The organism is Prochlorococcus marinus subsp. pastoris str. CCMP1986, assembly GCF_000011465.1.
Classification (GTDB): Bacteria; Cyanobacteriota; Cyanobacteriia; order PCC-6307; family Cyanobiaceae; genus Prochlorococcus_A; species Prochlorococcus_A pastoris.
The window spans coordinates 558,152-583,688 of record NC_005072.1 but is presented as its reverse complement, the minus strand read 5'-3'; the positions used below and the strand labels follow the sequence as shown (position 1 = coordinate 583,688).

Below are 25,537 nucleotides of genomic sequence, written 5' to 3'. Positions count from 1 at the left end.
AGAATTCTTGTCAGAATTAAAAGAGGTTTTAACTAAAGATGGGAGTATTACACTAAGGAGTCTTATTTTTCAAGAGAATTTTCATAGTCTTGAAGGGGCTCTAAAAGAAACTGAAATTAAGTTCATATATCCCTCTGATTTAAAAAGATTCAAAGATAAGTCTCTGAACGTCTTAGATATCTGCTTCGGTCTAGGATACAATTCAGCTTCATTATTTAATAACGTAATTAGACAAAATTCATTGATAAATTGGTATGCTTTAGAAATTGATAAAAAGCCTCTAGAATATTCTCTAGGAAATAAATCATTTCAAAAGTTATGGCATCCAAAAGTTTTTAAAATATTAAAAGCATTATTAAAGAATTCTAAATATAAAGATCAATTTTTTGACTGTGATATTTTATGGGGCGATGCCAGAGAAAAAATAAAAAATATTCCTGCAAATATTAAATTCGATTTAATTTACTTAGATGGGTTTTCCCCTCAAAAATGTCCTCAAGTTTGGTCAGTTGAATTTCTATCAAAAGTGACTCAAAAACTTAATCCTCAAGGATATTTAATAACCTACTCTTGTTCAGCTGCGATAAGAAGCACATTAAAAGATTTTGGTTTGAATATTTTTAATAATAAGCCAAATTTAGTCTCTAAAAATTTATGGAGTTACGGGACAATTGCTGTAAAAAATATTGACGAAAAAGTTTTACAAAATAATTTATATTTAAAAAAGTTATCTTGGATGGAAGAGGAACATTTATTGACTAAAGCAAGTATCCCTTATCGTGATCCTACTTTAAATTCAAATCCAAAAGATATTATTAAAAAAAGAGTCCAAGAACAATTTTTATCTAATCTCAAGACATCAAAAAAATGGAGAGATAAATGGGGAATGACGAAATAGAAGATAAACAGTAAAATTTAAATAAAATATCTAAATAAATATGTTAACTGTTGCGATATTAGCTGCAGGTAAAGGTACTAGGATGACGAGCTTACTGCCTAAAGTCTTACATAAATTATCGGGTAAAACTCTCCTTCAAAGAGTTATCAATTCTTGTAATGAGTTAAAACCAGATAAAATATTTATCATCGTAGGTCACAAATCAAAGGAGGTTGAAGAATCAGTACTTAAAAATAAAAACATTCACTTTATTGTTCAAAATCCGCAAAAAGGAACAGGTCATGCTATTCAAGTTCTCTCTCAGGAAGTAAAAAAACATGAAGGGAACTTGATGGTTCTAAATGGAGATGTTCCACTTATCAAAGCCGAAACTTTGAGAGACCTTATTAACTTTCATGACTCAAAAACAGCCGATGTTTCCTTAATTACTTCTAGAAAAAAAAATCCTCATGGCTATGGAAGAGTATTTACTAAAAATAATTTAATTGAAAGGATAGTCGAAGAAAAAGATTGCAACAAAGATGAACGTTCTAATTTATTGACGAATGCAGGAATTTACTGCTTTAGTTGGAAAAGATTATCAAAGATAATTAATACTTTAAAAAGTAACAATAAACAAAAAGAAATCTATCTGACTGACACTATTAGCTTACTAAAAAATTCCTATAGCTTTGAAGTTGAAGATAATGGCGAACTTCAAGGAATTAACAATAGAGTTCAATTATCAGAATGCGAAGAAACCATTCAAACCTTAATAAAAAGGAAACATATGCTTGGAGGAGTAACTTTTATTAATCCAGCGAGTTGCACAATAAGTGAAGAGTCAATAATAGGATTAGATGTAATAATCGAAGCAAATACTCATATAAGAGGAAATTCTAGAATTTCTAATAATTGTAGAATTGGTCCAAATTCTTTCATAAAAGATGCGATCATTAATGAAAATTGCGAAATTATAAATTCAACTATTTTTGATTCCAAAATAATGGACCATGTAAAAATTGGTCCTTATAGTCATATAAGACCTAATTGTGAAATTTCTTCTAAAAGCAAAATTGGTAATTTTGTTGAGATAAAAAATAGCCAACTAGATCAGGAAGTTAAGGTTAATCATCTAAGTTATATTGGCGATTCTAAAGTTGGTAAATATACCAATATAGGAGCAGGAACTATTACAGCAAATTTTGATGGCGCCAAAAAATATCAAACTAACATTGGTAAAAACTCTAGTATTGGAGCCAACACAGTTCTAATAGCGCCTATTAATCTTGGTGATTCAGTAACGACTGGAGCAGGCTCAGTAATTACTGAAGATTCTAAAAATAATTCCTTAGCTATTGCTAGAAGCAAACAAATAAATATTGAAAATTGGAAGAAAAATAAATCCTAAAATCAATCAATTGATTTAATAACTTTTTCAAGGTGCCAACAACGGCTACCTTTAATAAGGATGAAATCTCCCATTTTTGTATATTTATTTATAGTTTCACCAACTTTATTTATCTCATTAAGGAATAAGAATTTAGTACTCTTTTTTAAATAATCTGCATAATAGATTTCATCATTTTTATCACAGATAAAAATACATTTTTTTATATCTGATCTATCGATGAGTTCAAAAAGATCCTTATGATATTTTTGACTTTTATTACCTAATTCCTGCATACTCCCAAAAATTAAAAAATGATTATTTGGATTATCTAATAAATTATTAATGCATGCTTTTACAGATTCTGGAGAAGCGTTATAGGTTTCATCATAAATGGTGGTCTTTTTTGATTTCAGGATTTTATTCCTTCCATTTAAACTGACAAAATTAAATTTGTTAGTATCCTTGAATTTTATTCCTAACTCTTTTGCAACCGCATATACAAATAAGAAATTAAATGCATTGTGAAAACCTTGAAAAGATATTTCAAAGATCTTATCTTCTATGATTACAGAATTATTAGATCTATTATAAAATCCTTGCAAATTAGTTTTATTTAAACTCTGAGCTTTTTGATTTTTATCTAGTAAATCTACTTTAATAATTCTTCCATTCCAATTTCTTTTTAAAGTTTCTTCTAAAAATAAATCGTTTGCAGGAATAATTACAACGCCCTTTGGATTTAAATGTTTAGTTATTTCGCATTTTGCATAAGTGATATTTTCTTTTGAGCCTAGTATTCCAATATGAGAGCTTCCAATATTTGTAATAACTGCGATATCAGGTTCAGAAAATTTGGACAAATTTTCAATCTGCCCAAGGCCTCTCATCCCCATCTCAAGTATTAAAGTTTTATCTTTAAAGTCAGAATCAAGTATGGTGAGGCCTACCCCAATTTCATTATTAAAATTTAACTGACTTAATTTGATTTTTCCTAATTGCTTTAAAACCTCTCCCATCATTTCTTTTGTAGTTGTTTTACCAACTGATCCCGTAATTCCTACAACAGGTATATTTAATTTTCTTCTTTTAAATAATGCTAATTTCTGAAAAGCCTCTAAAGTATCTGGAACGGTCCAAAAAGGGAACTTATAAGGTAATAAATTCTGCATCCCCTCTTTAATTACAACAGCTTTTACTCCTTTTTTTATAACCTCATTAAGAAAATTATGTCCATCAAAATTTGTACCTTTTATAGCAATAAAAAGTTCGCGGTTTAATATTGTACGACTATCTAGACTTATATTTTTAAAACTTTGAAATTGATTTGTAAGATTATCCCAATTTTTTATATTACCTAAAATCTTATTAACTTCAGGTACAGAAAAATCCATTAAAACTTAGATCACATTGTTTTAAGAGAAGGATCAGCAGATTGCCCATAAGAAAACTTTTCAATTTCAGCAATATCCGGGGATGGCGCCTTTATCCCACATACATCTTTATACATCGATTCATATTCTAATGCCGATCTCTGCCAACTAAATTCTTGACTCATAGCTCTGAGCTGTAATGATTTCCAACTATCTTTATGCCTAAATGCCTCCCAAGATCTTACTAGAGCAGTATAAAAGTCAATCGGTTCAAATCGATCAAAACAAAAACCTGTACCACTATTATTTTCTGGATCATGAGGCAAAACAGTATCAACCAAGCCTCCAACTCTTCTTACTATTGGAATTGATCCATATCTCATAGCAAGTAATTGACTGATACCGCAGGGTTCAAATCGGCTTGGCATTAAGAATGCATCAGATCCTCCATATATAAGCCTTGATAAAGAATCATCATAAGTAAGAAACACTGAAAATCTTCCAGGATAATCTAATGCTAATTGCCATAATCCAGATTCTAAAGATCTATCACCTGTACCTAAAATAGCAATTTGAGAATCTGTATATGCGAGTAATCTTCGGGAAACTTGCAAAACTAAATCAACACCTTTTTGGTCCACTAGCCTACTTACCATACCTAAAAGATATTTTTTACTATTGACCTCAAGTCCCATTTCTTTCTGAAGAATAATCTTATTTTCTAATCTACTTTCTAAATTTTTAATATTGAATTGTGCAGGTAACACTTTATCTTTATCAGGATCCCATTCATTTAGATCAATCCCATTGAGGATACCTCTTAATTTACCAGAAATATAATTCAATAATCCCTCAAGACTTTCTCCATACTCATGAGTTTTTATCTCATCAGCATATGTTGGAGAAACTGCATTAACTCTATCTGCATATAACATTGCAGCAGCCATCGTATGATCTCCATGCATATACCATGGACACCAGGTCATTTTTTCAAGCTTCCATCTCCATGGTCCTTGATATTTTAAATTATGTATAGTAAAAACTGTACTTACTTCGGGATCTTGATGCATCCATACTGGAATCATACCCGTGTGCCAATCATGGCAATGTAGAACTTGGGGCTTCCAACAATTCCAGGAAAATTCAGCAGTAGCACTTGCAAAAAATGTAAATCGCCAGTCTTCATCTTCTCCTCCATATATGTGGCCCGAATCAAAAGTTGGATGTCCAACTAGGTAGATTACGTAATTATGTATTGGATGTTTTGCTTCATACACAGAGAAATCATTTCCCATAGTATTTGCTCTAAATACTGGTTCGCTTGATACTTCTAGTAGATTCCATAATTTGCTATAGCCAGGAATTATAACTCTTACATCATGACCAAGTTTTATCAATGAGGGTGGTAATGAACCAACTACATCTCCCATCCCTCCAACTTTGATCATTGGAGCGCATTCAGCAGCAGCAAGAAGAATTCTCATAAGATTATTTATTATAAAAAGTGCTTTTTAAAGAGTAAGAAGCTATTAAGGAGTCCATCCGTAATCAGAAAAATCAGGTGGCCGTTTCTCAAGGAAGGCATCTCTGCCCTCTTTTGCTTCATCCGTCGAATAAAATAGCTGAGTTGTGTACCCAGATAATTCTTGAATACCTGCTATTCCATCACACTCAGCATTAAATGACGCCTTAAGTATTCGAATAGCAGTTGGACTATTTCGTAGAATCTCTCTTGCCCAGATTACACCCTCAGCTTCTAATTCTTCAATCTTTGTAATCGCATTTACCAAACCCATTTCTAAGGCTTCTTTAGAATTATATTTTCTACACAAAAACCAAATTTCCCTTGCCTTTCTTTGTCCCACCAATCTTGCTAAATAGCTTGATCCAAATCCTGCATCAAAGCTCCCAACTCTAGGACCTGTTTGTCCAAATATTGCATTTTCAGACGCAATACTTAGATCACAAACAAGCTGTAAAACTTGCCCTCCCCCTATTGCGAAACCGGGGACTAAAGCTATAACCACTTTAGGTAAAGTTCTTATTAACCTTTGCAATTCCAATACATTTAGTCGTTGAGTACCCTCATCATCTTCGTATCCATTTTGACCTCTAATACTTTGATCCCCTCCTGAACAAAACGAAAACACCCCTTTTTTATCTGGGCCTGCACCTGTTAGAAGTACAACTCCGATCTTCTCATCGTTTCGAACAAGATTGAAAGCATCTAACATCTCACAAACCGTTTTTGGACGAAATGCGTTTCTTTTCTCAGGTCGATTAATTGCGATTCTTGCTATCCCATCTCCACTATTATGAAACAAGATATCTTCATAAGATTTCCATTCTGTCCAATTTGAGTTAGTTTCTCCAGGTAAAATTTTCATAGATTTAAAAAGTTTGAAAAAGTAAATTGATTAACTTGTGAGAATTTTTTTTAAGATTAAATTTCTTCCTTTCATTTCGTTTTCAACATTAATATCGACTTTAATTATTACTGATTTTTGCATAGAAAGGCTCCATTCAAAAGCTTCTCTTAATTTATTCAAATCTGAAACATTTTTAATTGGTACTTGATAACCTTTTGCTAGGTTTTCCCAATTTATAGATTTAGGCATTATGAAAAGTTTCTTTAATTCCTCTTCATCTAAATTATTTTTATATAAATTATTAAATATATTTCCACCATTATTGTTGATTAATAAGATAGTTAAATTTAATTCAATTGCATTTTCAATGAGAAAACCATTGATATCATGAATTAATGCTAAATCGCCAGTTACCAGAAGTAAAGGTTTAGTTATTCTTGCAATACCTAAAGCAAGTGATAAAGTTCCATCTATACCTGAAGCCCCTCTGAAGCTAAAACATTCCCTTGTTAAAGTCGCATTTTCAGAGAATGTGAGCCAATCTCTAATAGGACTGCTAGCTGAGAGCATAATAGGATAATTTTCTGGCCAAATTTTTGGTACAAAATTTGCAAGTTTATATTCTGTTATTTCAGTATTTGAAAATAGTTGTTCTTTTAAAATTTCCTTTATTTTTGCTCCTTCTTTGATCAAAACTTGTCCCAAATTGATCAAAGGTTTACTCTTCTTTTTATGATTTAAAAATGCTCCTAAAAGTTGGTTAACAAAATTACTTATTCCAAAATCATATTCTAAAGATTTTTTTATAGGATCTAGTTTTCTTATATTATTTTCTTTTACAAGAATTTGTAACCCTTCAAAATTTAATAAAAAATCCTCCAAATAATTAGAAGAGGAAAGGGGACCAAACCTTAAGATCTGATCACATTGAATAATATTTTTATTCTTTTTAAGAATTAATTCCCAATTTTCAACTAAACCTTTCAATTCAGCTGAAACGCCTGAAACAGGATCAACAAAAACTGGCCATCCTGTAATTTCTTGCAATTTTTTTAAAGCACTATTAAAAGAAAACAAATCTTTAGTAGAGCCCTGATATGGGCCAACAATAATAATTCCAGGATTAGACAAATTTATCCTTTTAAAAAATTTTTCAGAAAATTGAATATTTTTGTTCTGATTGTCATTTTTTAAAAATTTATAGGTTTTATTTAAATAAAACCTTTCAAAAACCTCAAAATTCTTTTTTTTATTTTTTAAAGATATATCCAAAGGTTTTTCAAATGCAATATTTAAATGAATAGGTCCAGGCGATTGTAGTATTTGTTTTTTTACAGTTTCCACAATTTTCAAAATATCATCATCATTATTTTCATGAATTCCATTTAAATTAGTACTCAAATTACTTCTGCAAACTGAATTCAAAAATTCCTCTTGATTTACTGTTTGATTAGAACCACAATTTTTTAACCTTAAAGGTCTATCAGCAGTTATAAATACAATTGATTTACATGATTTATCTGCCTCAATGGCTGCAGGTAATAAATTACCAACTGCCGTTCCAGATGTTGTAACAACTAATGAAACATCTCCAGATGCAGTAGAAATTCCAAGTGAATGAAACCCAGCAGATCTCTCGTCTATTGAATTAAATACATTTAAAACTCTACGTTTATTTAACTCTCCTGCGGCTATTGCTAAAGGACCTGATCTACTGCCTGGACATAAAATTAAATTTTTAACCCCTATTTTTGTAAAAAGATCTAAAAGTTGTAAACTTCTAAAGAAATTTTGGCATTCTATATGTGATGTCATAATTTATATAAATACGTTAGAAATTCCTCTTAACAAATAAATAATTTAACAATGCAAAATCCAGCTGAAAAAAAAAGTTCAATACTAAAGGATTTTAAAAATCTTTTTATTTGGATAATAATTGCTTTGATTATACGTTGGCAAGTAATCGAACCAAGGTGGATTCCCTCAGGATCTATGCTCCCGACCCTTCAAATCCAAGACAAAATATTAGTTGAAAAGTTAACTCCAAAAATCACTTCTAAATCAAACTTATCTAAATTAAAAAATAAAATCATTGTTTTTAATGTTCCAGAACAATTAATTGACGCTGGGTATGAATCAGATATTGCGTTAATCAAAAGGGTAATAGGGGTCCCTGGAGATAAAGTAGAAGTAAAAGAAGGTAATTTATATTTAAATGATATTGCTCAAAATAATTATATTTCTGATAAGAACATCAACTATTCAACAGGTCCATATTATGTTCCTGAGAAATCACTATGGGTAATGGGAGATAACAGAAATAACAGTATGGATTCACATATATGGGGATTCCTCCCTTATGAAAAAGTAATAGGAAAGGCTATTTTTAGATATTGGCCATTAAATAACATTGGTCCTATTCGGTTCCCTAGTCTTAATAATTTAGGTTAAAGGGTTCATGGTGTTGTAGGGTTTTTATAAGTTGAAGATGCCTAAATGTTCAATCCTGAATTTCTAGCTACTGAAAATAATGATCCAAATGATGAGAATGATTTGATTCAATATCTACAAAAACAGTCTCCAGAAGTTATGCAGAGAGTAGCCAAATCGGCTAGTGAAGATATTCAAGAAATAATAAGGCACAATGTTCAAGGTCTTCTAGGGATGTTGCCATCTGATCAATTTGATGTAAAAATAACATCTTCAAAAGATAATATCGCTAATTTACTTTCTTCTGCAATGATGACAGGATATTTCTTGAGACAAATGGAGCAAAGGAAAGAGCTTGAACAAACACTAAAAAGTGATGAAGACATGTCCATTGAGGAAGAATAAATCTCTAAACATTTACTTTTTTTGGGATTATCCCCAATTCAAATAATTTTTTATATAAATTAATAAGGAATTTATTATCATCTGGTAATTTATTCCATTTATCTGAATTAATTTCATCTATCAAATTCTGACAATTTTCTTCTTTGAAATTAATAGGGGCAGAATAATGAGCTGATATCAAATATTCCATGTTTTCATAAGTTTTAATTTTTTCTAGCCATCCAAGAAGTACTTTTTTTGATCTAGGAAATATTAAATTTTGCAAAACAGGAGCAATCTGAATTTTTGGAATATTTTCACCCATTATTTCAACTAAAGATGATTCCCAATCTTCATCCCATAAAAAAGGGTAAATTCCAAAATGTGATTTCTTATTTCGAAGACCTTCTTTAAAAGAGTATTTGATAATTTCTTTCAGAGAGGGAATATTTAATTTTCCTGGTTTTAAAAAAGATGAAAACAATACAATTCTTGCCCAACCTTTTTTTCTAGATTCAACGTTATCAAGAATAGGTTCATCGCCTCGATCTCTCGAATGAAATAATAAAGGGGTAGGATCGAAGTCAAATATTTCTGGAGGCGTTGATTCGATGCCAACTATAGCGTCTGTAACATGTAATGTCCTTGTTGAGAGATGAAAACAACTAACCTCCTGGTATGTTCCAAGTCCTAAATTCAAAGGCCCTAATGAAGACCATTTAAAACATTCTTCATAAGGAGTTCCATCTTTAAAAAGTATCTTTGTCCGGTTCGACGGGATTCCAAGAAAATCTAAAGGAAGATTAATAGGAAAACTCCATTGACCAGGACATAACCAAATCTCAGCATCTTTGAAAACTCTAACTAATGCTGGTAATCCAATTTTATGTTCTAATCCAGAAGCACTAGGGAGCACAATTGTTTTTACTTTTCCATAAATGGAAATTAATTCTTCTAATGCTTTTACAAGTTCCTTCGTAGGGGGTAAAGGGTTAATTAGCATTAGTCCATTATTAACCTTAATTATTGTCATTCTGATTGGCACTGCAACATAATATAAACCCTGAATCTGTTCCAAGGACCATATTTCGTTAGGAATTATTTCTCTAAGAATAGTTTTCTTTTTTCCATATGGATATAGGGGAAATAAAGGCCACCAATTCCAACTTTTATTATTTAGGTAATTTCCCATTTTTCACTAATAACTAGAAAATAATTTTTTAAATTTAAATATCCCGTATCTTGGAGCAAATAAAAAAGCAAATAAAAATATAAACGTTTGAACTAATACAATTGAGCCGCCAGTTTCAAGATCAAACCAAAAGCTAAAATAAATACCAAATACACTTGAAATGATGGCACTAATTACTGAAATGATGGTCATATTATCAAACTTATCTGTTAATAAATATGCCGTTGCCCCAGGAGTAATCAGCATTGCAACAACCAGAACTATTCCAACAGATTGTAATCCAACTACAGCCGCTAAAGACAAACATGTAAGTAATAAATAATGAAGAAATAAGACATTAATTCCTACTGTTTTTGCGTGTCTTGGATCAAAACAATAAAGTATTAAGTCTTTCCTAAAAACTGACAATAGTATTACCACTAATAGAGAAATAAATACCGTCTGTTTTACATCTGAGAGAGAAATCCCTAGAGGGCTACCAAAAAGAATTGAGTGAAGATCAATATTACTTTTAATCTTTGAAACTAAAACTATTCCAAGAGCAAAAAAACCTGTGAAAACCAAGCCAATTACGGTATCTTCTTTAACTCTGGATTTTTGTTTAACAAAGCCTATTAAAGCTACCGAACCCACTCCAAAAATGAAAGCCCCAAGCGAGAAAGGAAGTCCCAAAGCATAAGCCACAACAACACCAGGCATTACAGAGTGAGATACCGCATCTCCCATTAAAGCCCAACCTTTAAGTGTTAAATAACTAGATAAAAATCCACAAACAGCTGCTACTAATGAGCTCATCAATAGAGCTTTTCTCATAAATTCATGAGATAAAGGATCTGCTACAAAAGAAGTTATGTTTGTAGATAAAAAGCATAGATCCATAAAACTAGATTTTAAGATTCAGGTCCAAACAAGACATCTGGCGACATCCCTCCAAAAGTACTTGTAATATTTTCTGGGGTAAATACTTCCGAAGTCTCTCCATATGCAACAACTGTCTTATTTATTAAAAGAACTAAATCACAAAATTCACGAACATGAATCATATCATGAGTAGATAGCAAAATTGTTTTTCCCTCATTTTTAAATTGCATAAATAATTCTGAGATAAGTTTCTCAGTTCTAATATCAACTCCCGCGAAGGGTTCATCAAGTAATAGTATTGATGCCCGTTGTGCAATAGCTCTTGCTAAAAAAGTTCTTTTCCTTTGCCCCCCAGATAAATTGCCAATTGGGGTAGATGAAAGTTCCATAAGATCAACTCTTTCTATAGCATCCTTAACAGCTTGAATATCTGATTCTCTTGGCGATCTCAGAATATTCATTGACCCATATCGACCCATCATTACAACATCCCACACACTTACTGGAAATTGACTATCAATTCCTTCACTTTGAGGAACATATGCAATTGACTGATCTTGTTGAGCAATTCTTAAAGACTCACCATTTATTCTTATTTTACCTTTTGAGATATTTACAAAACCAGTTAAGGCATTAAAAAAAGTTGTTTTCCCCGCACCATTCATTCCTACTAATCCACAAATTTGTCCGGCCTTTAATTTTAAATTCGCATCATATAAGGCAACTTTTCCGTGATAATCAACACAGATATTTTCTGCCTCAATTCTATAATTTTTATAATTAAGTTCATCCATATTTTTAATTGAGGCCTTTTTTAATAAGAGTCAAATTATGTTGAAGCATTTTTAAATAAGTATTAGCACTCTTATTATCTTGAGAAAGCGAATCAACAAAAAGATCTCCCCCAAACTTTGCTCCTGTTTCACTGGCAACAACCATTTGTGATTCATTACTTACAGTGCTTTCACAAAAGACCGATGGGATATTTTTATTTTTTACCAAAGAAATTGTACTTGCCATTCTTTTCGGTGTAATTTGACTTTCAGCATTAACTGGCCATAAGTAAGCTTCTTTTAATCCGTAATCATTTGTGAGATAAGAGAATGCCCCTTCACAAGTTACTAGATACCTATTATTTTTCTTAAGATTATTAATAAAAAGTGAAAAATCTTTATCTATTTTAGCGATTTTATTCTTGTAAATTTGTCCGTTATTTTTAAATGATTCTGCTTTCGATGGTTTTAATTCTGATAAAGAATCAACGATAACATTTACATAAATCATTCCCCTTTTAGGAGAAATCCACGCATGAGGATTAGGTTTACCTTTATAGAAATCTTCACTTATAAAAATTGGTTCTAATCTATTTGAAATAGTTACTCTCTTAATTTGTAAGTTTGAAACAAATTTCTCAGCCCATAATTCAAATCCAAATCCATTATCAATAAAAACATCGGCTTTGGAAGCTTTTATAAGATCACTTGGAGTTGGCTGATAACCATGAACTTCAACTCCTGGTTTAGTAATTGATTTAACAGAAAACTCATCTTTAGCAACATTTTCAATAATATCTGCCAGGACTGTAAAACTAGCCAAAATTACTTCTTTGTTAGTTTCTTTTTCAAAAGAAGTCCTTTTGCATGAATTTGCACTAACACATATTAGAAAAGAAAATACAAAGTGCAATAACTTTTTTTTCATAATTTTCTTTACAGTAAGTCTAAAATTTGGAATTATTAGGTGAGTCGAGTCAATGGAATATTTAACTCTGGTATCAAAGATTTCCAATTTATTTTTTCATTTTCAAAGGCTCTTTCAACGATCTTATCGGAGTTTTCTTTTATAAATTCCAAATCAGGTTCTGAGACTCCTTTTGTTAAAGCCATGAAATCGGCCAATGAACTTGATACTACTCTTGTTAAATATGCTGCGCTTATTGCTTGGAATGCCCCAGTTACTAACCAATTTGGGCCATGCAATTTTGTTAAACCTATTAAAGTCTGACCACTCCATTCAATTACTCCCTGTGCAATTGCAGTCTTGATTATTTGTTTTGATACTTTATCCAATATTTCTGGAGACCAATTACATCCCCATATAGACTTAATTTCTTTAATCATTAAGGAATTTAAAACAGTCATTGATAAGACATCTATTGATGGAATCGGAGAAAAGAAAACTGAAGTAGCAACGATAATTTGATTTCTCCTCTGTAAATCATTCAACTGCATTCTTCTTATTCCCTCAATCTCAGATTGCCAATTCGTATGCAATCTCTTCAAAAGTCTTTTTTTAGTATTTTCAATATTATTATTTGAACTTATAAAAAACTTACGCAAAGAAAAAGGTATATTTGCAAAGCTATTTTTAGTTTTGTCAAATTTAATTATTCTGTTTGCATATTCTCCTGAAATCTGAGCCTTAACTTCTTCTATTTCATTATTAAAACTTAATCCTTTTGTAAATGATGCAACTAACCAAATGGGCATATTTTTAGGAAGTTTTTCTAACCACAAAAAATCATTAGCGGATAAAGGTAATTTTAAAAAATACAAAATAGCATCGCTATTTAAAATTACTTCAGGAACAATTTCAGAAGAATTATATTTTGGAAGTCTTTCCATAAAATTTAATTTAAACTTATCTTCTTTAAAGTAATTTTTAAATAATGTTGCATTCGAGTCAAAATTCTTCTGCCCAATACAATAAATCTCTTCTTTTTTCTCTCTATTTAATATTAATTCAAGAGCTTTTTTTCTATTAATATTTTGTTTTTCTAAATTATTATGTAATTCAATTTCCTCGAAGAAATCTAAATCTTCATTACAAAGTTTTATCCAACCATCTAAGTCCTTTGGCTCATTAAATTTTGGCTTTTCACTTTTTAAGTAAAAATATCCCCCAAAACATAAAATAAAAAAACCTATCGAACCGCCTGCAAAATTTATTAAATCACTTAAAAACCATTCTCCAAAACCTAAAAAAAGTAGAATCATAAATATATTTTTTTTGGGGAACTTTATTAAATTCTTAAAAAAGTTTTCTTTGCTAATATCAAACACAATAATTTAATATCCTTATTTTTCTACTTTAGTGCAAGTTGTGAATGAAAAAAGAAAAATTACATAACTCTTCAACTATAGATAAAATTTTTTAAAGCTCAATTTAAGACTTCTTGCATAACTAGGTGGTAAGTTAATAGACTGTTTAAATAAAAAAAAGAATCTCTAAGATGTCAAATTCCAATTACGACAATAATTATGGTCAAGAGAACTACAGAAGCCGTGGTAATAATGATAGATCTAACTTTAGGAACAGATCTGGAGGAAATAGAGATGGAGGAGGATTTCGAATAAGATTAAGTGATAATGAAATGAAAGCTGTTAGATCAATACAGGAGGCTTTTCAACTCAAGTCGACAGTCGCAGTTTTAGGATTTTCAGTTAGAACACTTAGCGAAATGATTGAAGATAAAGATTTAATGGAATCGATAACAAAATTTGCAAGAAATAACAAAAACACATCGTCACCGAATAAGGCAACAGCTTCTGAAAACAGAAGTAAAAAAGTAGTTCCTGATCCTTTTGCAAGACCAGTTAAAAATACACCTAGTGAACAAACTCAACCTAACAAAGAAGAAATCAAAGAAGAAATCAAAAAAGAACAAGAAGAAGTGGATGACAAATAAAAAAAGGATTCTTTCTGGAGTTCAACCTACAGGAGATTTACATATTGGTAACTGGCTTGGAGCAATAAACAATTGGGTTGAACTCCAAGAGAAGCATGAAACATTCCTTTGTGTAGTTGATTTACATGCAATTACTACAGAATATGACACCAAACAACTTTCTAAAAATACACTTTCCACTGCAGCTTTATATATTGCTTGTGGTATAAATCCTAAAATTTGTTCTATTTTTGTTCAAAGCCAGATATCTGCACATTCAGAACTTTGTTGGATATTAAATTGCATGACTCCCATAAATTGGATGGAAAGAATGATCCAATTTAAGGAAAAATCTATTCAGCAAGGAAATAATGTTTCTATTGGATTATTTGATTATCCAATCTTAATGGCTGCGGATATTTTGTTATACGATGCTGATTATGTTCCAGTAGGGGAAGATCAAAAACAACACTTAGAACTTGCCAAAGATATTGCACAACAGAGAATTAATGCCAAATTTGGTAAGGAAGAAAACATATTAAAAATTCCTCAACCAATAATTATGAAAAAAGGTTCAAAGATAATGAGCTTAAATGATGGATCTAAAAAAATGAGCAAAAGTGACATTAACGAGGGGAGTAGAATTAATTTGTTAGATACTCCTGAAATAATTACAAAAAAAATAAAAAGAGCTAAAAGTGATAGTTATATGGGAATGGAATTTAATAATCCCGAGAGGCCTGAATCCAGAAATCTTTTAATGATTTATTCATTATTAAGTGGTAAAGAAGTTTCTGAATTAGAGAACGATTTATCTCAAACAGGATGGGGGACCTTTAAAAAAATATTTACAGAACAAATAATAGAATCGCTTAAACCTATTCAAGAAAGATATCAAGTTCTGATTAACGATCCGCATGAGTTAAATAAGATACTTATCCAAGGTAAAGAGAAAGCTGAAGTAGTGGCAAATAAAACCCTTAGTAGAGTTAAATCTGAATTAGGATTTTTTGAAATAGAGAAATAAATCATGCCAGAAATAACATTACCAGATGGATCTAAAAAAGTATTTGAAAAGCCGGTAACTATTCAAGAAATAGCTCAGAGTATTGGATCCGGCTTAGCCAAAGCAACAATTGCGGGAAAAGTAAATGACGTTCTTTTTGATGCAACACTTCCCATAGATAATGATTCTAAAGTGGTAATAATTACATCCCGTGATAAAGACGGTATAGAGATAATTAGACATTCCTTTGCTCATTTGATTGGTCATGCCGTTAAACAACTTTATCCAAATATAAAAATGGCAATTGGTCCAGTAATTGATAATGGCTTTTATTATGATATTTTTTCGGAATATAGATTTACGCCTGAGGATTTAATAAAAATAGAAAACAGAATTAATAACTTAATTAAAAAAAATTATGATGTTGAGATTTTACAAGTTACCAAAAAAGAAGCAATTAAAACTTTTCAAGAAAGAGATGAAACTTTTAAATTAAGAATAATTGAAGAAATTCCTGATGAAGGTCTCATCAATTTATATAAACACGAAGAATATATTGATATGTGCAGAGGTCCTCATGTTCCAAATACATGCCACCTTAGACATTTTAAATTATTAAAGTTATCTGGTTCATATTGGAGAGGTAATAGTGAAAATGAATCATTACAGAGAATATATGGAACTGCTTGGGCTAAAGAGAAAGAACTCAATGATTACTTAAAAAGAATCGAAGAGGCGGAAAAAAGAGATCATAGAAAACTTGGAAAAAAGCATTCACTCTTTCACATACAAGAAGAATCTCCAGGTATGATTTTTTGGCATCCAAATGGATGGACAATCTACCAAGTTCTTGAAAAATATGTAAGAGAAATACTTAATAAAAATGATTATCTAGAAATTAAAACCCCTCAAGCTGTTGATAAATCTCTTTGGGAAAAATCAGGTCATTGGGATAAATTCAGAGAAGATATGTTCACTACGGCATCAGAAAATAGAACTTATGCAATAAAACCAATGAATTGTCCTTGCCATATTCAAGTATTTAATCAAGGTTTAAAAAGTTATAAAGATTTACCTATTCGCCTTGCTGAATTTGGTTCTTGTCATAGAAATGAACCCTCTGGTGCATTGCACGGTTTAATGAGAGTTAGAAATTTTACTCAGGACGACGCACACATTTTCTGTACAGAAGAACAAATACAAGCTGAAGTGTCTACTTTCATTGATCTTGTTTTCGAGGTTTATAAAACTTTTGGTTTTGATGAAATTATTATCAAATTATCAACCCGTCCTGAGAAAAGGGTGGGGAGTGAAAATATTTGGGATAAATCAGAAGAGGCACTTATGAAGGCTCTTGATAATAAAAGTCTTAAATGGGTATTACAGCCTGGAGAAGGGGCTTTTTATGGTCCAAAAATAGAATTCTCTTTAAAAGATTGTCTTGATAGAGTTTGGCAATGTGGAACAATTCAAGTTGATTTCTCAATGCCTATAAGATTGGATGCAACCTATATAGATTTGAATAACGAAAAAAGAAATCCAGTAATGCTCCACAGGGCAATTTTGGGATCTTTTGAAAGATTTATTGGAATCTTAATAGAACAATATGAAGCCAAATTCCCAATCTGGCTTGCACCTTATCAAATAATTTTGTTGAGCATTACCGATAGGAATATTGAAAAATGTTTGAAATTTAATCAATTAATAAATTCTAAGGGATATCGTTCGAAAGTTGATATTAGAAATGAAAAAATAGGCTATAAGATAAGAGAAGCAACTATTGGAAGAATTCCGTTAATTGCAGTTATTGGCGATAAAGAAGAACAATTTGATTCAGTTGCTTTAAGAGCCTTAGATGGAAAAAATTTAGGAATTTTCAAGTTAGATGATCTCTATAAATTAATGAATAATTTAATAGAAAAAAAAGGAAGAACAGAATAATTTTCACAGATGAATTTTCTTGCTTGTGATCTAGGAGGTACAAAAGTTCTTTTAGGAATTTTCAAAAAGGAAGTTAATACTTGTACTCCAATTTTAATTTTAAAAAAAAAATATTTATCTTCTGAATGGGATTCAATTGACACAATTTTAGAAGATTTCTTAAAAAATGAATGCAAAAACATTAATCATCCTTTTTCTGCTTGTTTCGCGGTAGCAGGTCCCATATCTAATAATAATGCGGAAATAATTAATTTATCGTGGAATATTTCTGGCGATGAATTAAAAAAGAAATTTAAATTTAAAAATTGCGAGCTAGTAAACGATTTTGCAGTGCAAATTTATGGAATACCTTTTTTGAAAAAAAGTCAATATTCTGCTATTCAAAATGGAGACCGGTCAGTAGGCGTCAATAAAGATTTACATGCAATCGTTGGAGCAGGAACTGGTCTAGGCATTGCAAAAGGCATAATATCTGGAAATAAAGTAAAAGTTTTAGCTAGCGAAGGTGGTCATGTTGAATACTCGCCAAAGTCAGATTTAGAATGGGAATTAAAGAATTGGCTCAAATATTCTTTAAAAGTTGAAAGAATATCTTGTGAAAGAATCATAAGTGGGACTGGGTTATCAAGAATAGCTGAGTGGAGACTTAGCAAACCTGATGCCAAAAACCATCCTCTACAAAAATACTTAAAAGAATTAAAAACTTCTGATAATTTAAGAAAAGAACTTCCTCAAGAAATTTGTAATCTTTCTAATCTAGGGGATAAGATGATGATTGAAGTGGAAAGAATATGGTTAGATGCTTACGCCTCATTATTGGGTGACGTTGCTCTTCAAGAATTATGTTATGGAGGGTTATGGATTTCTGGAGGAACCGCTCCAAAACATTTCATAAACTTTAAATCAGGTTTATTTATGAAACAATTTTCAGATAAAGGAAGATTAAAAGATATTCTTAAAAATATACCTGTGAATGTAATCTTAGATGAAGAGTTTGGATTATTTAGCGCAGCCTGCAGAGCAAAAATGCTTTCACAAAAAGAATAATTTTCATATGTCTTCTCCAGAAGTAGGAAAAAAAATTATAGTAACAGTTCCTTCTACAACTGCTAATTTAGGTCCTGGATTCGACTGTCTAGGTGCAGCATTAGATTTATATAACGAATTTATCTTTACAAGAATAGATGGAGGCAGAGATCGATTTGATTTGATAATGGAGAGTACTGATGGTAATCACTTAAGAGGAGGCCCAGAAAATTTAGTTTTTAGGGCTGCGCAGAAAGTATGGGAAAGTGCCAATATCAAACCTTTCGCCCTTGAAGCTAGAGTGAAATTAGCAGTCCCCCCTGCTCGCGGACTAGGGAGTAGTGCAACAGCAATAGTTGCAGGACTAATCGGAGCAAATGCGATTATGAACTCCCCTTTACCTAAAGAAAAACTTTTAGAACTTGCGATTGATATTGAAGGTCATCCTGATAATGTAGTTCCTTCTCTTTTGGGGGGGCTATGTTTAACTGCCAGGTCATCTTCTCAGAGATGGAGAATTATTAGATGTGACTGGCATGATTCAATTAAAACTGTAGTTGCAATACCTGCTATACGTTTAAGTACAAGTGAAGCAAGGAGAGTAATGCCGAAGAATGTACCTATTTCTGATGCTGTAACAAATATGGGGGCACTTACTTTATTACTAAACGGCTTAAAAACAGGTAATGATGAATTAATAAAAGAGGGCATGTTTGACAAATTACATGAACCATACCGATGGAAGCTTATTAAAGGTGGATTGGAAGTTAAAGATGCCGCACTACAAGCTGGCGCTTTGGGCTGTGCAATTAGTGGAGCAGGGCCAAGTATATTAGCTTTGTGTAAAAAGGACAAGGGTAGAGAAGTCAGTCAAGCCATGGTAAAAGCTTGGGAAAACTCAGGCGTGGCAAGTAGAGCACCATATTTGAACGTCCAAACAACAGGCAGCCAATTCAGGGATATCTCTGGTAAGTAGTTTTACTTAGGCATTTTTAATGTTATAGTCTCAAGCTAGAACAACTTCAACTAGAATAAAAAAATTATTCATTATTCTATGAATTTAGAATCTTTTCCTTTGCTATCATCTATTGTTTTATTACCCTTAATTGGGGCATTAATAATGCCTTTCTTAAGTTCTAAGGAAGGAGAAGATAATACACTCCCAAGAAATATCTCATTAAGTTTTTTATTTATAGATTTTCTTCTCATAGTTGGAGTACTTTTCCAAAAATTTGATACAACAAATAGCTCATTACAACTTATTGAAAGATTAACTTGGCTACCCTCAATAGGCCTAGAATGGTCTCTTGGCATAGATGGACTATCTGCGCCACTAGTAGCTTTGAGCGGATTAATTACCTTTTTATCAGCTGCAGCTAGTTGGAAAATAAAGAAAAAATCTAATTTATATTTTGCTCTTTTACTAATTCAGGCCTCAGCTCAAGCACTAGTTTTCCTTTCTCAAGATTTCTTATTATTTTTCTTAGCTTGGGAATTAGAATTGGTTCCTGTTTATCTTCTTATTGCTATTTGGGGAGGCAAGAAAAAATTATATGCAGCTACAAAATTTATTCTTTATACAGCATTAGCATCATTACTAATACTTATAAGCGGACTTGCACTTGCATTGAGTGGTGATACATTTACCCTAAATCTTACCGAAATAACAAATAAACAGGTAAAAGGTAGTCTCGCATTATTATCTTATCTAGGATTTCTAATAGGTTTTGGTGTTAAACTTCCTATCTTCCCATTGCATACTTGGTTACCTGATGCTCATGGGGAAGCTAATGCTCCAGTATCAATGTTACTAGCGGGAATCCTTTTAAAGATGGGGGGATATGCTCTTTTAAGATTTAATGTACAAATATTACCCGAAGTGCATCTACAACTTGCACCTGCTTTAATTATTCTTGGAATTATCAATATAATATATGGGGCCTTAAATGCATTTGCTCAAGATAACGTGAAAAGAAGAATCGCATGTAGTTCAGTAAGTCATATGGGTTTTGTTCTTCTGGGTATTGGAGCAGTTGATGCGTTAGGTATAAGCGGAGCAATGCTACAAATGATAAGTCACGGACTCATAGCGGCGGCAATGTTCTTCGTCACAGGCTCCTTCTATGAGAGAACAAATACTCTGTCAATTCCAAACATGGGTGGCTTAGCAAAGGTCTTACCCATAACATTTGCTTTTTTCTTGGCGAGCTCACTAGCGTCTCTGGCCTTACCAGGAATGAGTGGATTTATAAGCGAAATCACCGTATTTTTAGGGATCACAAGTCAAGAGGGTTTTAGCTCTCTTTTTAGATCAATCACAATTCTTATAGCGGCAATTGGTCTTGTCCTAACGCCCATATATCTTCTTTCGATGTGTAGAAGAGTATTTTTCGGACCTAGAATTCCTGCGCTAGCTACCGTAAAAGAAATGAATGGTAGAGAATTGACAATCGGGTTCAGTTTATTATTGCCTACTTTAGTAATAGGTTTTTGGCCAAAAATTGCTATAAATTTATATGAATCTTCAACAAATGCTCTCAGTCAACAACTAACTTTAGCTAAATTAATTGGGTTAATCTCAAACATTAGTCAATTTAATCTTTGATAAAATGGAAACTTCAATTTTTAATTACGGAGAATTACCAGAATTTAACAAATTTTCTTCCGATAGAATTAATCAAGAATTTCCAGGCGTAATAGAAAAGATAAATCTAGATTTCAAAAAAATTGAAAAATTTTTATCTAATTACTTAGAACAAGAAAATCTAGAATGGGACAAAGTAATTAATCCTTTAAATGAAGTCAATGAGATTCTAAGGTGGAGTTGGGGAGTTATAAGTCATCTTAATGGAGTAAAAAATTCTGAAAGCTTAAGAGAAATTTACTCAAAGTTTCTACCTGAAATTATTAATCTAAGTAATAAGTTTGGACAAAGTAAAATTATTTATAGTGCTCTTTTAAAGCTTAAAAAAACAAATGATTTTGATGAAATCAAAAATAGAATTCTAGAAAAAGAAATTCTCGAAATGGAACATAGAGGTATTTCATTAAATACAGATACCCAGAAAGAATTCAATGTTATTTCTGAAAAGCTTGGAAAACTTTCTACAAAATTCAGCAATAATGTTTTAGATGCTACTAATTCTTGGTCATTAATCCTAAATGATAAATCTCAAATAGATGGAGTCCCAGAAAGGGTTTTAGAACTAATGTCAATATCAGCTCACAAATCCTTAAATAAAGAAGGAGAAGCTGATGCAAAAAATGGGCCATGGAGATTAAGTTTAGATATTCCGACCTATACCGCGTTTATGACATATGCCAGTGACCGTAATCTCAGGGAAAAATTATATAAAGCTTTTGTAAGCAGAGCCTCTCATGGAGAAAAAAATAACTCTCAAATAATTGAAGAAATTCTATCTCTTAGGACTAAACAGGCTAAACTTCTTGGTTACGAAAGCTGGGCAGAATTAAGCCTTTCAACAAAAATGGCTAAGGAAATTAATAATGTTGAAAAACTTTTAGAGGAGATTAGAAAGCCTGCCTTTAAAACAGCCAAAAATGAATTAGTTAGACTTAATAAGTTTTCAAAAGATAATGGATTCCCTAACTCTGAAAATCTTCAATCATGGGACATTAGCTATTGGTCGGAGCTTCTCAGAAAGGAAAAACTTAATTTAGATCAAGAATCACTTAGACCCTGGTTCCCTCTGAATGATGTTTTAAAAGGTCTTTTTAAACTTAGTGAAAAGCTCTTCGACATCAAAGTAATTGAAGCCATAAATGAAGCTCCTATATGGAATGATGACGTTTTGTTTTTTAATATCCTAAATAAAGATGATAAAAAAATAGCTTCATTTTATCTGGATCCCTACTCTCGTCCCGAGTCAAAGAGGGGAGGTGCCTGGATGGACGAATGCCTTAACAGAAACAATATTGGTAGAATTACATTACCTGTTGCTTATTTAGTTTGTAATCAAACCCCGCCATCCAAAGACAAACCAAGTTTGATGAGTTTTGATGAAGTTCAAACCTTGTTCCATGAATTTGGTCATGGTCTTCAACATATGCTTACCACAGTAAATCTTCCACAAGCAGCCGGTATTAATAATGTAGAATGGGATGCTGTTGAACTTCCTAGTCAATTTATGGAAAACTGGTGTTTTCACAAAAACACTTTATTAAATATTGCCAAACACTATAAAACAGGGGAGAAATTATCTGATGAGAATTTCGAAAAATTAGTAAAGAATAGAACTTTTAATTGCGGAATGGCTACTTTAAGACAACTACATTTTGCAATTACAGATATAAGATTGCATAGCAATATTAATAGTAATCAGGGTAAAAATTCTGATGAGATAAGAAAAGAAATTGCCAGAAATACAACGGTAATCGAGCCTATTCGAGAAGATAAGTTCCTTTGTTGCTTTAGCCACATATTTGCAGGAGGTTATTCCGCTGGATATTATTCTTATAAATGGGCAGAGGTTTTAAGCGCCGATGCTTTTTCTATGTTTGAAGAGGCTGATTTAGAAAATAATCAAAATATAAAAGTCATAGGTAAAAAATTCAAAGATACAATTTTAAGTCTTGGTGGAAGTTTCTCTCCTTTAGAGGTATTTAAATTATTTAGAGGGAGAGAACCTAAAACCGATTCTTTGATAAGACACTTAGGTCTATCATCTGTTAATTAAGAAGTTTTTCGATAATTTTATCAACAGCATCTGGATTTCTTACCAAATTTTTATGTTTATAGATCTTTAATGATATTTTCTCACCCGAATTCAAACAAGCTCTCCATCCAGGGAAAACCATAAGATCCCAATAAGTAAAAAAACTAATACAATCGATTCCACTAAGAAGATAATCGGATCTAGAAAGCTCTCTTAATAAAGGACTATTTATTTTCATCTCAGATATTCCTTTAAAGGGATACTTAGGAATTAATTGAGATGAAAGAGTTCCATTATGTGGCGAACCAATAGTTATAAATCTTCGAGTTCTTTTATAACCATTCAATTTTTTAATCCAATATCTACCAATTATTCCACCCATCGAAAATCCCAAAATATCAAGCTCTTTTTCATAACCATATTTTTCTAAAATCAAATAATTTAATAAATTAGTTAATTCAACAATAGATGTCATTCCATATTCGTGCTTTAATGTTGGGGAAAAATATTCAATTCCAATTTCATCAAGTTTAGAAGTTATCGAAGAGAAAATGTCTGCTGTATTCCAGAGTCCATGAATTAATATTATGGGATTTCTCTTTGACAATACGGTTAATTATTTTCAAAAACTCTTACTATTGAAACCTCTCCATCAAAACCAGTAATTGGAGGTTTACATTTCGTTAATATAATTTTAATTTTGCTAAGTTGAAACTCTTCATCAATAATTTTTAAAATTTCATTTGAATATTTCTCAATAGTTAAGCAACATATTTTCTTAGATTGATATTTTAATATTTCAACTAATTTCGAATAATCAACTGTACTTTTAATATCATCATTTTGAGTACAATTTTCAAAATCAGACCATAAAAATACATCTAAACTAAAAAGTTGACCTAGGTCCCTTTCTTGTTCTAAAACACCAACTCTTGCCCAAAGTTTAATATCCTTAATTTTTAAATATGTTTCCATTTCTAAGAGCTAAACATCTTTATGTGAATAGATTAATTTTCCAGATGAAAAATCATCAACAATATGGCCTTCGCCTCTTAAAAAATACTTATAAGTTACTAGCCCCTCAAGACCTACTGGGCCTCTTGGGGGCAATGTCTGTGTAGATATTCCAACTTCTGCTCCAAAGCCATACCTAAAACCATCTGCGAATCTTGTTGAGCAATTATGAAAAACACCTGAACTATCTATCTCGCTCATAAATTTATTAGCATTATTGATATTTTCCGTAATTATTCCATCTGTATGTTTTGAACTAAATTTTTGTATATGAGCAATTGCTTCTTCTAAATCATTAACAATTTTTATAGAAAGAATAAGATCTAAATATTCAGTTTGCCAGTCCTCATAATTAGCTTCAAAAGCAACACCCAATTGAAAAGATTTTTTATCTCCAATCAATTTAACATCGTTAGAGTTAAACATTGGAATAGCCTTATTCAAAAATTCAGAGGCAGTATCTTTATGTATCAAAAGAGTCTCAACAGCATTACATGCAGCTGGATATTGGATCTTACTATCTAAAGCCACTTTTAAAGCCATATCTAGATTTACTTCGTTATCTATATATAAATGACAAATTCCATCAGCATGACCTAAAACAGGAATTTCTGTATTCTCCTGTATAAATTTAACGAGTTCATTGCTCCCTCTTGGAATTATTAAGTTTATATATTTTTCTAAATTCAACATTGCCATACTATCTTTTCTACTTGTGAGAAGACAGATTGCATTTTCATCAAGATTTGAATCTTGCAGACCCTCCTTAAGTGCAGAAACTATTGCAAGATTAGTTAAATTTGCTTCACTTCCCCCTTTTAGCATTACTCCATTTCCAGATCTAATGGCCAGAGAACTTATTTGCATTACAGCATCAGGTCTTGATTCAAAAATCACTCCTAATACTCCTATGGGTACTGTTTTTCTTTCAAGGATTAAACCTTTAGAAAGTTCCCTTTTTATTTGAATTTGACCAACTGGATCAATCAAATTCCCAACTTGTCTTACCCCTTCAATTCCTAAATTAAGTTTTTCTTTTGATAGCTTTAATCTAGAAAGTAAGGACTTTGAAATTCCTTTAATTTCTGCTTTTTTATAATCTTCGATATTAGCCTCAATTATTTCTTTAGAGTTTTTTTCTAAATAATCAGCCATTAAGTTCAAGGCTCTAATTCTGTCATCATTATTTGTTTGACTTGTTTTAATTGAAGCCAGACGAAGTTGCTTTGCTTTTTCTAAAAGCTCATTATCAGGAGTTGGCACTTCAAATATATCAGTCATAATTAAGTTTAATTCACTTAATAATAATTCAAAATAAGCATTCTTAAAAA

General features: G+C 31.4%; 23 protein-coding genes. 11 read left to right on the top strand and 12 right to left on the bottom strand.

The window, feature by feature from the left end:
• Positions 1–7 precede the first annotated feature (7 nt).
• Positions 8–898, top strand: a complete 891-nt coding sequence (locus TX50_RS03255; protein WP_036930869.1) for a tRNA (5-methylaminomethyl-2-thiouridine)(34)-methyltransferase MnmD — start codon at positions 8–10, stop codon at positions 896–898.
• Positions 899–938: 40 nt separating this feature from the next.
• Entirely contained in the window at positions 939–2,288 is a 1,350-nt protein-coding gene (glmU, locus tag TX50_RS03250; protein ID WP_011132245.1) for a bifunctional UDP-N-acetylglucosamine diphosphorylase/glucosamine-1-phosphate N-acetyltransferase GlmU, read from the top strand.
• A 2-nt stretch (positions 2,289–2,290) separates the two neighbouring features.
• Here glmU and TX50_RS03245 read toward each other — a convergent pair whose 3' ends face one another.
• From TX50_RS03245 to menD, 4 genes are read right to left on the bottom strand one after another with little or no spacing between them, the layout of a single operon-like run.
• Positions 2,291–3,661: a UDP-N-acetylmuramoyl-tripeptide--D-alanyl-D-alanine ligase gene (locus tag TX50_RS03245; RefSeq protein WP_011132244.1), complete on the bottom strand. Its 1,371-nt coding sequence runs from the start codon at positions 3,659–3,661 to the stop codon at positions 2,291–2,293.
• A gap of 11 nt (positions 3,662–3,672) precedes the next feature.
• Positions 3,673–5,124: a glycogen synthase GlgA gene (gene glgA / locus TX50_RS03240; RefSeq protein WP_011132243.1), complete on the bottom strand. Its 1,452-nt coding sequence runs from the start codon at positions 5,122–5,124 to the stop codon at positions 3,673–3,675.
• Between the two features lie 45 nt (positions 5,125–5,169).
• Positions 5,170–6,027, bottom strand: a complete 858-nt coding sequence (gene menB, locus TX50_RS03235; RefSeq protein WP_011132242.1) for a 1,4-dihydroxy-2-naphthoyl-CoA synthase — start codon at positions 6,025–6,027, stop codon at positions 5,170–5,172.
• Positions 6,028–6,057: 30 nt separating this feature from the next.
• The gene (menD, locus tag TX50_RS03230) at positions 6,058–7,824 is read right to left on the bottom strand and encodes a 2-succinyl-5-enolpyruvyl-6-hydroxy-3-cyclohexene-1-carboxylic-acid synthase (RefSeq protein WP_011132241.1); all 1,767 of its coding nucleotides are present in this window, start codon (positions 7,822–7,824) and stop codon (positions 6,058–6,060) included.
• 51 nt (positions 7,825–7,875) lie between these two features.
• Between menD and lepB the strand changes: the two genes are divergently transcribed.
• Together lepB and TX50_RS03220 are read left to right on the top strand one after the other, a co-directional pair.
• Positions 7,876–8,460: a signal peptidase I gene (gene lepB, locus TX50_RS03225; protein WP_011132240.1), complete on the top strand. Its 585-nt coding sequence runs from the start codon at positions 7,876–7,878 to the stop codon at positions 8,458–8,460.
• Positions 8,461–8,505: 45 nt separating this feature from the next.
• Positions 8,506–8,844 (top strand): DUF760 domain-containing protein, encoded by a 339-nt coding sequence (locus tag TX50_RS03220; RefSeq protein WP_011132239.1) that lies wholly within the window; start codon positions 8,506–8,508, stop codon positions 8,842–8,844.
• Between the two features lie 4 nt (positions 8,845–8,848).
• Here the strand turns inward: TX50_RS03220 and TX50_RS03215 are convergent, their stop codons facing one another.
• The 5 genes from TX50_RS03215 to TX50_RS03195 are packed head-to-tail and all read right to left on the bottom strand — an operon-like array spanning position 8,849 to position 13,938.
• Positions 8,849–10,015 carry a DUF4336 domain-containing protein gene (locus TX50_RS03215; protein WP_011132238.1) on the bottom strand — a complete coding sequence of 389 codons (1,167 nt, stop codon included), beginning with the start codon at positions 10,013–10,015 and terminating at the stop codon, positions 8,849–8,851.
• 6 nt (positions 10,016–10,021) lie between these two features.
• Positions 10,022–10,894 (bottom strand): metal ABC transporter permease, encoded by an 873-nt coding sequence (locus TX50_RS03210; RefSeq protein WP_011132237.1) that lies wholly within the window; start codon positions 10,892–10,894, stop codon positions 10,022–10,024.
• Positions 10,895–10,905: 11 nt separating this feature from the next.
• Positions 10,906–11,670 carry a metal ABC transporter ATP-binding protein gene (locus TX50_RS03205; RefSeq protein ID WP_011132236.1) on the bottom strand — a complete coding sequence of 255 codons (765 nt, stop codon included), beginning with the start codon at positions 11,668–11,670 and terminating at the stop codon, positions 10,906–10,908.
• Between the two features lie 4 nt (positions 11,671–11,674).
• Positions 11,675–12,577, bottom strand: a complete 903-nt coding sequence (locus TX50_RS03200; RefSeq protein WP_011132235.1) for a metal ABC transporter substrate-binding protein — start codon at positions 12,575–12,577, stop codon at positions 11,675–11,677.
• Between the two features lie 35 nt (positions 12,578–12,612).
• Positions 12,613–13,938 (bottom strand): YcjF family protein, encoded by a 1,326-nt coding sequence (locus tag TX50_RS03195; RefSeq protein ID WP_011132234.1) that lies wholly within the window; start codon positions 13,936–13,938, stop codon positions 12,613–12,615.
• Between the two features lie 170 nt (positions 13,939–14,108).
• Here TX50_RS03195 and TX50_RS03190 point away from each other — a divergent pair, with 170 nt between their 5' ends.
• The 7 genes from TX50_RS03190 (at position 14,109) to TX50_RS03160 (ending at position 23,213) form a co-directional block, all read left to right on the top strand.
• On the top strand, positions 14,109–14,564 hold the full coding sequence (locus tag TX50_RS03190; protein WP_011132233.1) for a hypothetical protein: 456 nt from the start codon (positions 14,109–14,111) through the stop codon (positions 14,562–14,564).
• Positions 14,554–15,570, top strand: coding sequence for a tryptophan--tRNA ligase (gene trpS, locus TX50_RS03185; RefSeq protein ID WP_011132232.1), 1,017 nt, complete (start codon positions 14,554–14,556; stop codon positions 15,568–15,570). Before TX50_RS03190 ends, trpS begins: the two co-directional genes overlap by 11 nt.
• 3 nt (positions 15,571–15,573) lie before the next feature.
• Positions 15,574–17,490 carry a threonine--tRNA ligase gene (gene thrS, locus TX50_RS03180; protein WP_011132231.1) on the top strand — a complete coding sequence of 639 codons (1,917 nt, stop codon included), beginning with the start codon at positions 15,574–15,576 and terminating at the stop codon, positions 17,488–17,490.
• Positions 17,491–17,499: 9 nt separating this feature from the next.
• Positions 17,500–18,537: a glucokinase gene (gene glk, locus TX50_RS03175; protein WP_011132230.1), complete on the top strand. Its 1,038-nt coding sequence runs from the start codon at positions 17,500–17,502 to the stop codon at positions 18,535–18,537.
• 7 nt (positions 18,538–18,544) lie between these two features.
• A complete protein-coding gene (gene thrB, locus TX50_RS03170; protein ID WP_011132229.1) occupies positions 18,545–19,492 on the top strand; it encodes a homoserine kinase in 948 nt (315 codons plus the stop codon).
• A 78-nt stretch (positions 19,493–19,570) separates the two neighbouring features.
• Positions 19,571–21,121 carry an NAD(P)H-quinone oxidoreductase subunit 4 gene (locus tag TX50_RS03165; RefSeq protein WP_011132228.1) on the top strand — a complete coding sequence of 517 codons (1,551 nt, stop codon included), beginning with the start codon at positions 19,571–19,573 and terminating at the stop codon, positions 21,119–21,121.
• Positions 21,122–21,125: 4 nt separating this feature from the next.
• Complete coding sequence (locus tag TX50_RS03160; protein ID WP_011132227.1) at positions 21,126–23,213, top strand: M3 family metallopeptidase; 2,088 nt, start codon at positions 21,126–21,128, stop codon at positions 23,211–23,213.
• On the opposite strand, the gene TX50_RS03155 is transcribed toward TX50_RS03160, so the two are convergent.
• The 3 genes from TX50_RS03155 to TX50_RS03145 are packed head-to-tail and all read right to left on the bottom strand — an operon-like array spanning position 23,206 to position 25,487.
• Complete coding sequence (locus TX50_RS03155) at positions 23,206–23,799, bottom strand: esterase/lipase family protein (protein WP_011132226.1); 594 nt, start codon at positions 23,797–23,799, stop codon at positions 23,206–23,208. The genes TX50_RS03160 and TX50_RS03155 overlap by 8 nt on opposite strands.
• A 5-nt stretch (positions 23,800–23,804) precedes the next feature.
• A complete protein-coding gene (gene folB, locus TX50_RS03150; protein ID WP_011132225.1) occupies positions 23,805–24,167 on the bottom strand; it encodes a dihydroneopterin aldolase in 363 nt (120 codons plus the stop codon).
• A gap of 9 nt (positions 24,168–24,176) precedes the next feature.
• A complete protein-coding gene (locus TX50_RS03145) occupies positions 24,177–25,487 on the bottom strand; it encodes a glutamate-5-semialdehyde dehydrogenase (protein WP_011132224.1) in 1,311 nt (436 codons plus the stop codon).
• Positions 25,488–25,537: the final 50 nt, after the last annotated feature.

Bases quoted from the DNA above. Each gene is read 5' to 3' on its own strand.
- TX50_RS03200 (WP_011132235.1), bottom strand. From the start codon at position 12,577: ATGAAAAAAAAGTTATTGCACTTTGTATTTTCTTTTCTAATATGTGTT.
- TX50_RS03220 (WP_011132239.1), top strand. From the start codon at position 8,506: ATGTTCAATCCTGAATTTCTAGCTACTGAAAATAATGATCCAAATGAT.
- glgA (WP_011132243.1), bottom strand. From the start codon at position 5,124: ATGAGAATTCTTCTTGCTGCTGCTGAATGCGCTCCAATGATCAAAGTT.
- glmU (WP_011132245.1), top strand. From the start codon at position 939: ATGTTAACTGTTGCGATATTAGCTGCAGGTAAAGGTACTAGGATGACG.
- trpS (WP_011132232.1), top strand. From the start codon at position 14,554: ATGACAAATAAAAAAAGGATTCTTTCTGGAGTTCAACCTACAGGAGAT.
- TX50_RS03245 (WP_011132244.1), bottom strand. From the start codon at position 3,661: ATGGATTTTTCTGTACCTGAAGTTAATAAGATTTTAGGTAATATAAAA.
- folB (WP_011132225.1), bottom strand. From the start codon at position 24,167: ATGGAAACATATTTAAAAATTAAGGATATTAAACTTTGGGCAAGAGTT.
- TX50_RS03165 (WP_011132228.1), top strand. From the start codon at position 19,571: ATGAATTTAGAATCTTTTCCTTTGCTATCATCTATTGTTTTATTACCC.
- menB (WP_011132242.1), bottom strand. From the start codon at position 6,027: ATGAAAATTTTACCTGGAGAAACTAACTCAAATTGGACAGAATGGAAA.
- TX50_RS03205 (WP_011132236.1), bottom strand. From the start codon at position 11,670: ATGGATGAACTTAATTATAAAAATTATAGAATTGAGGCAGAAAATATC.
- thrS (WP_011132231.1), top strand. From the start codon at position 15,574: ATGCCAGAAATAACATTACCAGATGGATCTAAAAAAGTATTTGAAAAG.
- TX50_RS03210 (WP_011132237.1), bottom strand. From the start codon at position 10,894: ATGGATCTATGCTTTTTATCTACAAACATAACTTCTTTTGTAGCAGAT.
- TX50_RS03190 (WP_011132233.1), top strand. From the start codon at position 14,109: ATGTCAAATTCCAATTACGACAATAATTATGGTCAAGAGAACTACAGA.
- TX50_RS03145 (WP_011132224.1), bottom strand. From the start codon at position 25,487: ATGACTGATATATTTGAAGTGCCAACTCCTGATAATGAGCTTTTAGAA.
- glk (WP_011132230.1), top strand. From the start codon at position 17,500: ATGAATTTTCTTGCTTGTGATCTAGGAGGTACAAAAGTTCTTTTAGGA.
- menD (WP_011132241.1), bottom strand. From the start codon at position 7,824: ATGACATCACATATAGAATGCCAAAATTTCTTTAGAAGTTTACAACTT.
- lepB (WP_011132240.1), top strand. From the start codon at position 7,876: ATGCAAAATCCAGCTGAAAAAAAAAGTTCAATACTAAAGGATTTTAAA.
- thrB (WP_011132229.1), top strand. From the start codon at position 18,545: ATGTCTTCTCCAGAAGTAGGAAAAAAAATTATAGTAACAGTTCCTTCT.
- TX50_RS03215 (WP_011132238.1), bottom strand. From the start codon at position 10,015: ATGGGAAATTACCTAAATAATAAAAGTTGGAATTGGTGGCCTTTATTT.
- TX50_RS03160 (WP_011132227.1), top strand. From the start codon at position 21,126: ATGGAAACTTCAATTTTTAATTACGGAGAATTACCAGAATTTAACAAA.